At 54.2% G+C, this 14,095-nt stretch carries 12 protein-coding genes; 1 reads left to right on the forward strand and 11 read right to left on the reverse strand.

The genetic code is table 11. The annotated features are described in order from the left end of the window. Position 1: 1 nt before the first annotated feature. The 4 genes from KK078_RS21255 to KK078_RS21270 form a co-directional block, all read right to left on the reverse strand. Complete coding sequence (locus tag KK078_RS21255; RefSeq protein ID WP_254092333.1) at positions 2 to 2,608, reverse strand: ABC transporter permease; 2,607 nt, start codon at positions 2,606 to 2,608, stop codon at positions 2 to 4. A gap of 3 nt (positions 2,609 to 2,611) precedes the next feature. Further along, the gene (locus KK078_RS21260; protein ID WP_254092334.1) at positions 2,612 to 2,956 is read right to left on the reverse strand and encodes a PadR family transcriptional regulator; all 345 of its coding nucleotides are present in this window, start codon (positions 2,954 to 2,956) and stop codon (positions 2,612 to 2,614) included. 98 nt (positions 2,957 to 3,054) lie between these two features. Next, positions 3,055 to 3,720 (reverse strand): energy transducer TonB, encoded by a 666-nt coding sequence (locus KK078_RS21265; protein ID WP_254092335.1) that lies wholly within the window; start codon positions 3,718 to 3,720, stop codon positions 3,055 to 3,057. A 68-nt stretch (positions 3,721 to 3,788) separates the two neighbouring features. Further along, positions 3,789 to 4,214: a hypothetical protein gene (locus KK078_RS21270; protein WP_254092336.1), complete on the reverse strand. Its 426-nt coding sequence runs from the start codon at positions 4,212 to 4,214 to the stop codon at positions 3,789 to 3,791. A 311-nt stretch (positions 4,215 to 4,525) separates the two neighbouring features. Here KK078_RS21270 and KK078_RS21275 point away from each other — a divergent pair, with 311 nt between their 5' ends. Then, on the forward strand, positions 4,526 to 6,316 hold the full coding sequence (locus KK078_RS21275; RefSeq protein ID WP_254092337.1) for a cache domain-containing protein: 1,791 nt from the start codon (positions 4,526 to 4,528) through the stop codon (positions 6,314 to 6,316). A 22-nt stretch (positions 6,317 to 6,338) separates the two neighbouring features. Here the strand turns inward: KK078_RS21275 and KK078_RS21280 are convergent, their stop codons facing one another. From KK078_RS21280 to KK078_RS21310, 7 genes are all read right to left on the reverse strand, one after another. Then, positions 6,339 to 6,731 (reverse strand): hypothetical protein, encoded by a 393-nt coding sequence (locus KK078_RS21280; RefSeq protein WP_254092338.1) that lies wholly within the window; start codon positions 6,729 to 6,731, stop codon positions 6,339 to 6,341. A gap of 15 nt (positions 6,732 to 6,746) precedes the next feature. Continuing rightward, positions 6,747 to 7,226 (reverse strand): hypothetical protein, encoded by a 480-nt coding sequence (locus KK078_RS21285; protein WP_254092339.1) that lies wholly within the window; start codon positions 7,224 to 7,226, stop codon positions 6,747 to 6,749. A 266-nt stretch (positions 7,227 to 7,492) separates the two neighbouring features. Further along, positions 7,493 to 7,915, reverse strand: a complete 423-nt coding sequence (locus KK078_RS21290; protein ID WP_254092340.1) for a hypothetical protein — start codon at positions 7,913 to 7,915, stop codon at positions 7,493 to 7,495. A gap of 84 nt (positions 7,916 to 7,999) precedes the next feature. Then, the gene (locus KK078_RS21295; protein ID WP_254092341.1) at positions 8,000 to 9,565 is read right to left on the reverse strand and encodes a M61 family metallopeptidase; all 1,566 of its coding nucleotides are present in this window, start codon (positions 9,563 to 9,565) and stop codon (positions 8,000 to 8,002) included. Positions 9,566 to 9,691: 126 nt separating this feature from the next. Continuing rightward, positions 9,692 to 12,133 (reverse strand): glycoside hydrolase family 95 protein, encoded by a 2,442-nt coding sequence (locus KK078_RS21300; RefSeq protein ID WP_254092342.1) that lies wholly within the window; start codon positions 12,131 to 12,133, stop codon positions 9,692 to 9,694. Between the two features lie 133 nt (positions 12,134 to 12,266). Beyond that, the gene (locus tag KK078_RS21305; RefSeq protein WP_254092343.1) at positions 12,267 to 12,974 is read right to left on the reverse strand and encodes a hypothetical protein; all 708 of its coding nucleotides are present in this window, start codon (positions 12,972 to 12,974) and stop codon (positions 12,267 to 12,269) included. Between the two features lie 224 nt (positions 12,975 to 13,198). After that, on the reverse strand, positions 13,199 to 14,095 hold an 897-nt coding region (locus KK078_RS21310; protein ID WP_254092344.1), incomplete at its 5' end, for a hypothetical protein.

Below are 14,095 nucleotides of genomic sequence, written 5' to 3' on the forward strand. Positions count from 1 at the left end.
ATCACTCAATTTTTAACGTACTCGCCGGACTGACGCGCGCCACCCTGATCACATGCCAGCTCACCGTCAGCATCGTAATGACCAACGTGCCCGCGGTAGCCGTCAGAAAGATCCACCACGGCAAGGCCACCCGGTAGGTATAACTTTCCAGCCAGGATTGAAGGATCCAGTACGCGAGAGGAACCGCCAGGAAGCAGGAAATGATCACCAGCACCACAAAGTCTTTCGAGAGCAGGATCCATAGTTGCGAAAGGTTTGCGCCGAGCACTTTGCGCATACCGATCTCCTTGGTGCGTTGCTCGGCCACAAAAGAGGACAATCCAAAGATTCCCAGGCAGCTGATAAAGATCGCCAGGCCGGCAAAGACGCTGGCCAGCGTGCTGACCCGTTGTTCGTTGCCGAACTTCCGTGCGTGCTCGGCATCCATGAACTGGTAGCTGAACGGCTCGCCTTTCATGTGCGGCTTGATCGCCGCTTCGATCGCCGCCAACGACGCCGCTACAGGCTTTTGGGGATTTAACCGCAGCGTCAAAAAATTCAACTGGTCCTTATTGAGAAAATACAACGACGGCCGCACCGGATCATAGGGTCCGGCGAAGACGATATCGCGCACGACGCCGATGACCGTAAAAGGAATCGTACGGCTTCGTAACGTCTCGCCGACAACATGTTCTTTGTCCAGGTATTTTGCCGCTTCTTCATTTAGGATCACCGCTGCGGAATCGGAGGGAAAATCGCGGGAGAAATCACGACCTTGCACGACTTCCCATTGCAGCGTCTTGCCGTATTCATACGAGGCTTCGAATACGGTGAAGTCGATGGAGAGGTCCGGATCCTTGCCATTCCAGTCGATGCGGCTGCTGCTTCCCCACGAACCTACGGTGGGCGCGATACATTCCGTCAGCTCGACGATCGCGCCGTTGTCGATCAGGTCCTTGCGGATGACATCATAATGATCGTGAACGTCTTTTGTTATTCCCGGCACCGAGACCAACCCGTTCACGCGATACCCCAGCGGCCGGTTCCTGCCATGTTCTATCTGTAAGAATACGGCGGTGGTGCCGATGATCATCACCGCCGACACACCGAACTGAACGACCACCAGCACTTTACGCGGCAGCGAAGCACCCCGCCCCGCCTTGAACGCTCCCTTCAACGCGCCCACCGGACGGATCGAAGAAAGATAGAGCGCCGGATAACTCCCCGCCAGCAAACCGATCACGATGCCCGCACCCACCACACTCACCCAGATCAACGGATTGCCCCAGGGAAGACGCATATCCTTTTCCGCAAGCGCGTTAAAGACGGGAAGCAAAAGATACGTCATCCCGATCGCCAGCGCCAGCGATACAAACACGGTGAGGATCGATTCACTGAAGAATTGCGTGATGAGCTGGCTTCGATACGAACCGATAGCTTTTCGGATGCCGACTTCCTTGGCGCGTTTTTCCGACCGCGCCGTGCTGAGGTTCATGAAATTGATACAGGCCATCAGCAAAACGAATACACCGACGATCCCGAACATCCACACGTATTGGATCAGCCCGCCGGTTTGTTTTCCGCCGCTGAACTCCGCGCGCAGGTGCCAGTCGGGCATGGCGTGCAGGAAGATCTCTGGTTTTTTCACGGCCAGCGCCGCACTCAGATTCTTGAGCCGGGCATCTTTTATCCGCGTGGACGCCGAAGCAAAGTCCACGCCGTCGGCAAGCATGACATACATTTCGAATGCATTGGGCCGCCACGGATCATCCATCTTTTCCAGCTCGGCGATGATCGCAAACTTCGACCACTGCCCGATAAAAAATACATCCGCCCAGCGCGAGCGTTGTGGAAAGTCCCTATATACTCCGCCGACCTGGAAAGATTGTCCATCCATGTTGATCATCTGCCCGATCGGATCTTTATCCCCGAAAAATCCGATCGCCGTCGACTCCGAGAGCAGGATCGCCGAGGGATCTTTCACGGGAAACGTCCCTTTTGTCAGCGTAACGTCAAACAACGGGTAAAAGTCCGGCTCACAGAACAGCCCCGCCTTCGAATACTTCTCGCTGCCGACCTCCATCGTGTGCGGATAGACATGCGACACCATCGCAACATAGCGGAAGTCCGTTCCATAATGCTGCCGGATCTCATTTCCCAGCGGCCAGGGTACGTTGTTCCATGTATCCACCTCGCCGTTGGCCGTGATGTTCTGGAAAGCCTGCCCGATGCGTTCGTAATGCGAAAAGTTTCGGTTGTAAGACACTTCATCATAGATCCACAGACTGATGACGAACGCGACGGCAATGCCCGTGGCAAGCCCCAGGATGTTGATGAAAGCATGCAGCTTGTTTTTTACCATGTTCTGCATGGCAGCGCGGAAGTAGCTTTTGTACATAGCCGTAGAGATGTTTGAAGTGCCCTTTAATTTTCGGATCGCAAAAGGACGCAGGTAAAGGAACACCTGCTTCCAGTAATTCAGCCTTGCGCGGAAGCGCGATCCCACGTCGAGATCATAGTCGAAATTTTCTTTCAGGTCTCCGATGACTTCCTCCTGCAGGTCCTCGCGCAGGAATAACCGGAGCGCCTTCGTGGCCAAGCGGGGTGGTATGGAAGATCGTTTTCTCACGCCTTATTCGGTAAGACCAAGCTTACCGGCGAACGCCGGATACTCCTTCCACAATTGTACTTTGAATTCCATCGACTCCTTCAGCACACGTTTCCCCAGCGCCGTAATGACGAAGATCCGTTTTTTACGATCCCCCCGCTCCGAAGTCGCATTCTTTAGCGAAGACCGCACAAAACCCTTTGTCTCCAACCGATCGAGCGTAGAATGCACGGCCCCAATAGATATAGACCGCCCCGTACGCTGCTCGAATGCCTTCGCAATCCGGAACGCATACGCCTCCGCGTCCCCCAGGATGCCCACAATAAGCATCACCGTCTCCTCAAAATCCCCCAGTCGTGTCTCGATCATATTCGTTACTAGATTGTAGAACGAATGTAATAAAAAGGAGTTGCATTTCCTTCTACATTTTAGAAAGGAATAGTAAATTCGCTCTCACTTACGCTGTTTTAAAACCCTGGCTTGAGCTTCATCGGAATAAGTATCCTCGCATCCACCGCCACCCCATTCACCTTCAACGGCAACCAATCGTCCGGTATCAAACGGGCTACACGCAACGCCTCCTCATCCAACCCATGGCCCAACCCCGACACGATTTTCTCATCCACCATCTTCCCTTCGCGGGTAATAACAGCACTCACCACAACAGTCCCCTTGATCCCCGCCTGCCGCGCAGCGGCAGGGTATCGGAATCCGAGCATATAGTAGCCCAGCTTGCTCCGTCCCCCCAGTAACAATGGCGTCCGCCCCGTATCATTCGCGCGCGCCGCTGCGCCATCCAGGATCTTTACATCGGCCGCATCGGGAAAGCCGTCGTGCAGCAGCACCGAGTCCTTACTGAAATCGATCCGCTGGATCACCTTCCCCTTCGCATCGGAATACTCCCAGATGCCCGTCCGCACGTTATGGTCATACTGTCCTTTTTCTTTATAGGCCGCCGGGCCTTGTACCTGCTTTTGATACGAGCCGTGCTTGATCGAAGGTTTATACTTCAGGACGTAGAACACCTCCTTCGAGGCGGGGATATAATATTTGTGAACCCGGATCTCGGTTTCCTCTTGGGCCAGGCCGTGCACATAGAGCACAGCCAGGAGCAGCGAAAGAAAAATTCTCATGAGTGGTCTTTTTGACATCGCGTGGATGCTCCGTCAAGATGACCAGGATTGCGGGATTTTACAACTTTTTAGTAGTAGACATAACCGTCGCCGCTTTTGATCAGCGCCACGTCGGTCTCGTCGGCGTCGCGTACGGGCATCGTTACCAGTTGGCCGTTAACGTCTTTCCAGAAAGCGTGCTGCTGTTGAATGAGGTCGAGCTGTTTGTGCGAGGTGATCTCTTCGAGCTGCAGCTCGCCGGCCATGTCGCCGGCGCTGGCCGTGGCCGGTATAAAGAACACCAGCTTGTCGCCCATGATCCGCGAGCGGACGGTCATAAAATACAACGGCAGGTCGTGGTTGTCAGCATACCGAAAACGTATAAAATACCGATTGCCGGTCTTCACGATCGTGGGCGATTCGTTGAAGCGAGCCTCGTCGTGAAGATCGACCATGGCCATGGGAGAGCAGCTTGCCAGGAGGGCAAGGATCAATAAACAACATGATAAACGCATAGTACAATGTATAGGGGTTTCAATCTGCTGTATAAGCAATCAGGCGCCCCCAGGCCGCATAGAATTACTGTCGAACGGCTGGAAAAGCAGATGAAAGGTAGCAAATGACCGGTGAGTTGTCTGCCGCCAGACCGTTGACCGGAAGCATTGGATTTGTATGAACAATTACCGCGACAAGCGGAAATATATAGTAAATATAATTTTTGGGAAACAATCGATTGATTCGTTTGGTTTTGTCGCCATTATTTGGCATTGGAGACCATTGTGTCTATTTTTAGCTAACCAACTCATTAACCTAACCTGCCCTTCCCATGAAATGGACCATTCGGAACAGACTGTTCCTATTAGTCTGGATTATCGTTGGCATCTATGGAATCGCCATCGCCTTTACCATCATCAGCTTTCGGAAAAACCTCGCGGAGCGTGCCCGCCAGGTAGCCTTGACGCAGCTCGCCGAAAAGGCCAGTAGCGCCCGCGTGATCGTACAGGGCGACTTCGAGATAGCCCGCACCCTGTCCGCCACGTTCACGCGCACGACGTCCCTGGAAACCGCCGTACGCGAACGCGTGGTAGAAGCCGCCCTGACCGGCGCCGTCGCCCAGAGCCCCCGATACCTCAGCACGTGGCTCAGCATAGAGCTCTCGGCCATCGACACCACCTGGACAAAACCCTACGGCCGCAAGCGGTATACCTACTACCGCGCCGGCGCGCCGCTGATCGATACCGTAAACATCAACGGCGACATACCGGGCAGTCTCTATGCGACGTTAAAAGCGGCCCGGGAAGAAGCCCTCACCGAGCCCTATATACTGTCGTCCACCTCGTCCGTACAAGATCAGCGCAACAACTACTACGGCACCTCGGTATGTGTACCGCTGCTGCAAGACGGCAGGTTCCTCGGCCTGGTCGGCATGGACATCACTCTCGAAGCCCTCGACTTCATCGCCCGCATAAAACCTTTTGAAGGCGCGACGAGCTTCCTGGTATCCCACCAGGGCATCATCGTCTCGCACGAAGTACCCGGGCTGATCGGCAAGCGCCTGTCGGCCGTCATCAAAGGCGACACCACCGCCGTGCTCGCCAGCATTCAGCAAGGCAAGATCCTGTCCTACAACGACAGCACCGCCGACGGTGCCCTGATCGCCTTTACACCGCTCCACATCGGGCGTTCCGACAACCCCTGGTCCATCGGCACCGTGGTGCCCACGGCGTCCATCAACGCCGGCATCAACGCCATCCTGCTGCGCACGTTGGTGCTCAGCAGCCTGGGCCTGGTGATCCTGATCGTCAGCGTGGTCCTGATCGCCAACAGCATCACGCACCCCATGAACGCCATCAACGCCCGCCTCAAGGCGCTGGCCCGCGGCCAGATCGGCATGGCGCGTACAAACCGGACGTTGCGCGGCGAGCTGCGCGAAATGACCGACTCGGTCGATGCCCTCGAAGCAAACCTGAAAGACAAGATCGACTTCGCCGTCGACATCGGGAAAGGAAAGTTCGACAGCGTCTTCCAGGTATCCGGAGAGAACGATACCCTGGGCCTGGCGTTGGAATCGATGCGCAGCAACCTGCAACGCTTCCGCGAAGAGGAGACCAAAGGCGTATGGCTGAACGACGGACTCGCGCGTCTCAACGACGTCATTCGCCGCAACACCGGCAACACGGGGCACTTCTACGACCAGGTGCTCAAAGCACTGGTACAATTCCTCTGTGCCAACCAGGGCGGCCTGTTCATCATTCAAGGCGACGAAGACGACCGCTACATCGAGCTGGTATCGGCCTATGCCTACGAGCGCAAAAAATACCTCACCCGTCGCCTGGGCTGGGGCGAGTCGCTCATCGGCCAGTGTATCCTGGAAGGGGAAATCATCCACCTGAAAGATATACCGGCAGGCTACATCCGCATCACGTCCGGCCTGGGCGAAGCCACCCCGTCCATGCTGGTGCTAGTGCCGCTGCGCACCGACACCCATGCCGTCGGCGCCATCGAGCTGGCCACCTTCCAGGCGCTGCAGCTCCACGAAATAGAGTTCCTGAAACGCGCCGGCGAAGTGATCTCCGCCTCGATCTACAACCTGCGCGTAACGGAGCGCGTGGTTTAGAGAAGCGTGTACAAAGAAATATCTATTGTTTAGGGCATTGCCGTTTGACCACATCCAAGTGGCTCTTGGCAACTTTTGCTTTGCGTGGAGTAGTACGATAGTTATTATATCGGGCGAACATACACATGTCAAACAAAGCCTTATAAGCAAAATAACAGGGGGCTAAATGATAGTAGACCAGGTCTACGGTGACGCGGTGTTTACTTTCGCGCTTATTTTTGCCGATGATTTCTGTATGGTAATAATCATCAAACGATAAGTAAGTAGTATTTGCTACTACAAGTGGAAATAGCTCATGATAAACGAAGTGGAGAGCCGAATAAAACGCTGAGGTTACGACCCAGTCGTTATAGTTGCCATTGATCAATAGATGATCACACAGGCTCTCATTGTGAAGAGCATGTTGCTTTCTCATAGGTGAATAGATTGTTTAAACGGTGCTTGGAACTTGAAACTTCGCTCTAAAGCCGTCGGATCTCAACTGTTCAAAGTCGAAACCATCCATGACGTCGATAAAACTAAAACATATCCTGAAGGATTCTTCTTCCTCTTCCTTCTGTAACGTGATACACCAATTGTAAACTCCTGGCATTTTTTCTCCCAGGAAATCGGCCTCATTCAATAATACTACAACCTCAAAAGAAAAGAGAGAATCGATTTTAAGATGGGCGGAGATCGGCGTGATCTCTTGTTGAGACAGAAATGCAAAAAGTTTGGCTGTACTCTTTCCAGACTTCTCGAAGTTCTTTGCAAAAACACTTTGTAAGGCTTTTTGATGATCGTCAAGACCATCTTTTTTGCCTTTCAGATAAGCATCGATAACGGTATCTGATGACCACAAACGCTCACCTTCATCCGACAGTTTCCAGCGAAGGAGCTCCTGTTGCGTAACTTTTGTTGTAGATGACATGATGAATATAATTTACTTCCTAACGGAGATACAAATTAAGCCAAATAATAGTAAAAGTAGTTGGTCTAAAATGACTATAATATACAATAGATTCTTTTTGTCAGCGATGACGAAAATGGGGAATACAGTATGAATGTGCTTGTTAGGTTGTTTAAATTATTGAAAATCAGTTTGTTGGTTGCGGGTTGCCTTTTTTTACGAGGCACTGTTGATCGTTATGAGCAGATCAACCTTAGAAAACAGAGGAATATCTTATCCCGACGAGGCTAATAAACCTCGCTAACGCCTGCATCAATTAGCGCAATGTCTTCTTCCGTCGGTGTCCCCACAGTAAGTGGCACAAGGTCATTATTTACTTCCTTCCAGAAGAACTTGTTCTGATCGATCAGGTCGATTTGTTTTTTGTCCTTGATCTCTTCGATCTGCAGCCGGCCCGCCATGTTGCCGTCGCTCGCCATGGAAGGGATATAGAACAGCAGCGTGTCGTGCTGGACCTTCGTGCGGATCGCCATGAACGTCAACGGCGGTCCTTCTTCCAGGTCCGCATACCGGAAACGGATAAAATACCGGTCGCCCGACCGGAGGATCGTCGGTGACTCCTGAAAACGGTTGGCATCGTGCAGGTCGACAAACGCTATCGGGGCACAGGCCACCAATATCAGCAGGCAAAAAGGAACAAATGAACGCATAGAACAGAAACGCGACGGTGAATCTAGGCAAATTTTGCAAATATCTTCACAGCACGAATAAGTGTAGGGAAACCAGCCCGCCCGTTATTCACCCAGCCAGCTTTTTAGTATTGCCTGCTGCTCCGCGCCGGCCGTGGGGAGCGGCTTGATGGCAAAAGAGGCCTTTCCGTCCCGTACGGTGGTGTCGATGGCTAAACCCGCGTAGGCGAGGTATCGGGCATAGTCCACAGGTTTGGTAGTATACACATACTCGAACAGTTCCTTCAAAGGCGTGCCGGCCGCCGTCTCACACGCCTGTTGAAACTCGGCATCCGTAAAGCCTCGCTTCAGGGCCTGGTAGTAATGGCGGTATAGATACCGCATCACATCGTCCAGCGACTGTTTATTTCCACTGGCCTGGCGGATGCCCAGGTCCAGCAACAACCCCATGACCATACCCTTGTCGTAATAGGAGATCGTCTTCGATACGTCCGGCCGCTCGAAAGGATTGCCGTCCCACGTGTTGTAGCTGGCCTGCGCCAACGACTGATATAGGCGTCCGGTATTGTTTTCGTACGGCGCGATCGTATGCTGGAAGGCCGCCAGGAATGCCTCCCGGGTGATCAACCCCGCGCGGCGCAGCATGATATACTCGTAATACGACGTAAAGCCCTCCGACACCCATAGCAGGTTGGTACGGTTCTCACGATCGTAGTCGAACGGGCCCAGCTCCACCGGGCGGATCCGCTTCACATTGTAATGGTGAAAATATTCATGCGACAGGAAGCTCAGCATACGCTCGCGTCCCTCGGGCGTATTCAGCTCGTTGCCGTCAAAGCTCACCGCCGTCGAGTTCAGATGCTCGATGCCACCACGCCCCGGCCCGATCGCGATGAAGGTATAATGCTTGTATGGAATATCGCCGATCAGGTCGGCCGCCAGTGTAACCGACCGCTTCAGCTCGTCCATAAATAGCTTGCGGTCAAAGGTGCCCAGCTTATACCCGATAAAACGATGCGGAACACCGTGCACCGTAAACGCCGGCAGCTCTTCCAGGTTGCCGATCAGGATCGGGCTGTCGAATAAGATATCGAAGTCCGGTGCGGTATAGGTATACTTCTTACCGGCCACCGAGTCCAGCCCGGTAGCAACACGGTTCCACGCCGGCGCCGGCTTCAGCGTAACCGTTACAGGATGTTGAAGCACACCGTCGGCATACATAAAGAGCCCGGGAGGAGCAATATACCCGTGCGTGTCGTCCAGGAAGTTCGCCGCCACAAAAGAAGTCGTGGCCTTAACGGAATACCGAAGCGTGATTCGCCGGGCCCGGAGACTAAACACGCGCCAGCCGGCGCGTCCGGCCTTCTCCCAGCGCACGGCCTTGCCGTTGCCATCCACCACGCTGAAGTTCACCACATGGTCGGCGTAGTTCCGTACCTGGTACAGCCCCGGCATCCACGCCGGCATCTTAAACAGTACCGTATCGCGCAGCAGGTTCTCACACGTAAACTCCACCTCAAACTGCTGATTGGCCGGCTTCGGCATCGATACGGTAAACGACAACGTGCTTTTTGAAGCCTGCTCCTGGCAGGCACTCAGTACACCAATAAAAAGAAGTAATAAAAAGCCCGCAGACACGCGCAGCCGTATAGGAGGGAAGCGTAGCATCATAGTTTTAGGAATGATAGAACGCAATATACAAAACTAGCTTGCTGGCGCAAGGTAAGCACCGATCCGCCAACTGGCGAAGGAGGTGCGGAACTTGCGCCAGCAAAAGGGCCAGCAATAGTGCAAATTTTAAAACGTATAAGTCTTACCTGCCACCGTCACCAGATCATACTCATAAACCTTTCGCACTTGCTCTTGCCGGGCCGGAGCAGACACAACCATAGGTTCTTTCACCGCGGCCACCGCAAAGAAGGCATTGCCGTTCGCGCCCCTGGCTTCTTTTAACCCCTTAAACTTCAACCGCTCATACACCCTCAACCGGCACACGCCGCCCAACGCCGACTTCACCACCAGCTTCGTGACCTTGCCGTCCTTCCAATCCAGGTCGACCGTAAAACCGCCCCGCGTCTTCAACCCGGTCACCTTGCCGGTACTCCACGCATCCGGCAACGCCGGCAGTAAGTGTATCGCCCCGTCGTGACTCTGTACCAGCATCTCGGCAATACCCGAAGTACATCCAAAATTCCCGTCGATCTGGAACGGCGGGTGCGCATCCAATAAATTCGGATACGTGCCCCCTTCGTTGTCATGCGAAGGCGTGAGCTGGTCCTGTATTAATTTATACGCGCGGTTACCGTCCTGCAAGCGCGCCCACCAGTTCACCTTCCACCCCATAGACCACCCGGTGGACTTGTCGCCGCGATATACCAGCGACGTCCGTGCAGCCTGGAACAACGCCGGATGCCGGTACGGCGACACCTGGTTGCTGGGATACAATCCATACAGGTGCGACACATGCCGGTGTTTATCATCCGGGCGGTCCAGGTCCTCCAGCCATTCCTGCAACTGGCCATGTTTGCCTACCTGCATCGGCGGCAACTTGCCCAGCTTCACGCGAATGGAGTCCGCCAACGCCTGGTCTGCACGAAGCACCGCCGCCGCGCCGAGGAAATTCGAGAACACGTCAAATACCAGCTGGTTGTCCATGGTCGTGCCCGCGGTCATCGATACCCCGCGCTGGTGCTCATTCTCCGGCGACATCGACGGCGCCACCACCAGCCAGCCATGCGCAGGCTCCGTCTGCAAAACGTCGGCATAGAACAATGCCGCGCCCTTCAGCACATCATATACACCCTTTAAAAAGCCCACATCCCCGGTATACAGGTAGTGCTGCCACAGGTGCTGCGACAACCAGGCGCCCCCCATGGGCCACATGCCGTAGAACGCACCGTCTACCGGCCCCGTGATCCGCCACAGGTCGGTGTTGTGGTGCGCCACCCACCCGCGTGCGCCATACATCTCCTTCGCGCTTTGGCGGCCCGTCACCGCCAGCTCTTTTAACATCGTGAACAAAGGCTCGTGCATTTCCGGCAAGGCCGTCACCTCCGCGGGCCAGTAGTTCATCTCGGTATTGATGTTGATGGTATATTTGCTGTCCCACGGCGGCATCAGCTGGTGATTCCACAATCCTTGTAACGTGGCGGGCTGCGTACCGGGCTGTGAGGCGCTGATCAGCAGGTAGCGGCCAAACTGGAAGTATAACGCCGCCAGCTGCGGGTCGTTGCCCGTGGCAAATTGCTGCAAGCGTGTGGGGATCGGTTGTTTCGTAGCCGCCGTCGTACCGAGATCGAGCGACACCCGGTGAAAGAATTTTTGATAGTAGCCGGTGTGATGACTTTTCGCCAGGGCATAGGGTTTCTTCAGCGCGGTGGGCAGATACCCCAGGGCCCTTTGATGGGCAGCGCCACCCAGGTCGTGATAGTTCCGAAAGTTCGTGCCCATGGAGATATATACCGTCAGGCTCCTGGCCTTCGCCACCACCAGCGCGCTATCGGTCGTTGTCAGCGTGCCACCCTCCAGCACCGGCGTCACCAGCGCCTCGAATTTCACCTGCCCCTTCTTACCCTCGTGACTGCTGGAAGTACCCGTTAACACGAGCCGCTGTCCGTCGCTGGAGGTCTGTTTGCTGGCATGCGGGCTCTTCAGCCGCAGGGTACAATCGATCGATCCGCCTTTTCCGGCCGTGATCTTCATTACGATCACCTGGTCGGTGAACGAAGCAAACACCTCGCGCGTATACCACACGTTGTTCACCGCATACGCCGTCGACGCCACCGCCTCATGGATATTCAGGTCGCGTGTATAGTTCGTCGCCGCATCGTGGCCCGGAAAGTCGATGAGCAGATCGCCTACCGTCTGGTACGGCATGCCCTGGTTCACATTCGGACCGGCCATTTTCTGTGCCGCCAGTTCCTGCGCCTCCCGGTACTTCCCGGCAAAGATCAACGAGCGGATCTCCGGCAACGCCTCGCGAAACCTGCCATCGGGCAGGTTGTTCCCCGGCCCGCCGGCCCACACCGTTTCTTCATTCAGTTGCAGCCGCTCCTGCGCCGCGCCCCCAAACACCATGGCCCCCAGCCGCCCGTTGCCGACAGGCAGTGCCTCATTCCAATTCTCCGCCGGCGTATCGTACCACAACCTTAACAACTGACCCGGGGACTGGGCGTGACAAACCACGCCCGAAACGGAGAGCATAAAAAGAATAAAAAGCCGGCGAGCAGGTTGCGTCATAAAAAGCGGATTTGAGTTTCAGAATATACACAATACTAAAACACCCCACTTAATAACCCGTTAAAAACCGCTTAATGCCGATACGAACAGCAAAATAACAGGATGACCGGCGCCACCCGGGTGGGAGAATCCCTCAGTCGGGATCAAACACATATTTCTCTTTGCCCCAATACAATACAATCTTGTTTCCCTCCCACTGCATAGGGTGGAAAAACTGTGGATAAGCGAGTACATCTTCCTGGGTAATACCCGGCATTTCATCAAAGAATGCATGAGGTTTTTCAGCAACCGGACATTCACGGACTTCCCCGGTCGCAGCATTCTTAATCAATAGCCGGTAATCTGCGCTTCCCCAGTTTTCTCTCGCCTGAAGGGAGCAAATCCATTTCCCACCCTTGCCTGGCAATTCTTTGGTATAATTCTCGTAATAATCAGAGCTGGTCACGGTTTGATAGGCCTCCATCAGTTGCGTCGTAGAACTTCCTTGGGCTGATGCAAACTCCATCAAAGCATGGTGGACCAGCGCAACGACCATTTCACGTTTTTGTTGATCGGTACTTCCCACGATTTTCGTTTCCGAAAGAAAAGTCCTGATGGCGCCGATCCGATCACCCTCGCGCCCGGTCGAAAATGGGGGCACGTCGAAGTACTGCGTGCTTTCCGCATTATCTATATGCAGTAGAATGATACTCGTACTTTTAAGACGGAGGCCGTTCGTTACCTTTCGCAGATAAAATGACGCTAATCGCCCCGCCAACACACCCAATCGACGATTTACAAAAGGCGAATAACCATACGGAACAACGCGAATCTCGCGTAGCATCAAGAATCCATTGTCCATACTATCTCTTTATTCCTCTGAAATCATTTTTTTTGCAACGTAGGCAATATCGCAAAAATCGGTAAATCGTGCCTGGTTCGAGGTACAGTCCTAAAACCAAGTGTTGGATCGGTAATATTCAAGGATCACGACTAAAGGCACAGGCTAAAGCAAATCAGCGCGCGCAGCGCGCAAAATTAATATCTGGTTCGAGTCTTCCGACCGAAGGGAGGGCGACCCGATAGCTATCGGGTCGGACCTAGCATTGTTGCAGTCTCCGGACGGCCGTAGTGCCAGGTAGCGTCTAAAACCGAGGTTATTGTATACGAATAAGTAACCTCTTCGACAGGAGTCCCAAGATTCGTATTCCCCACCGTATACTGATACACAAAAGACGGCCCCGACTTCATCACCGTCTTCTCGCGCATCTTCTTCGACAGTCGAGGCTCTTTCAAAGGGGCAGAAGCACTCAGATCAGCCCCCTGTTCCCCCCGTTGCGCATCGTCCAACGACTCCGCCCCAGCTCCCGCAACACTCCCTGGCAGATTCCCGTCCGCCACATCCTTTCCCCCGGACACATCCTCACTTTCACTCTCACGCTCAAATCCCTTCCCCGCCACAATCCCCAAAATCTTCGCTGCCCCCGCACGGTTGATCTGGTTCACGTACCCATCATCCAGCGAATCCCCAAAGCAAATCCCGATCCCCAGCATCAGACTATACCCTGCCTGGGGCGGCAGCTGATCCAACGCCAGCTCCAACGTAGTGGCCGGTGATCCCTTCAACGCCGAATACCACGCCGACGAAGTATAGGTGCATCCATACATCGTTGTGTACCACTTCGGATGCTCAAACTTACCCGTGCCCGGATTGAACGTAAAATCCGGCACGATCCCCAGCGAGATGGTAATATTGAACTTCGAATGCCGGTTATTCGGGAAGAAATTGATATCGCGCACGAGCGCCGGGATCTCCACCTTCGCCGAGCGTTTTTCCACATCGATCGACCAGGTTAACGTGCTCCGCACCATCGAATCGAAGGTAGTATATTTGTTTAGTTGAAAGCCTTCCAGTAACTTCGGATGTTTCGAAAGCTCGATCGCCCGCCGACCCAACGCATTGGTGGAATCTTGTTTTTGAAT

The organism is Dawidia soli (assembly GCF_018598185.1).
In the GTDB taxonomy this organism is placed as follows: Bacteria; Bacteroidota; Bacteroidia; order Cytophagales; family Cyclobacteriaceae; genus Ohtaekwangia; species Ohtaekwangia soli.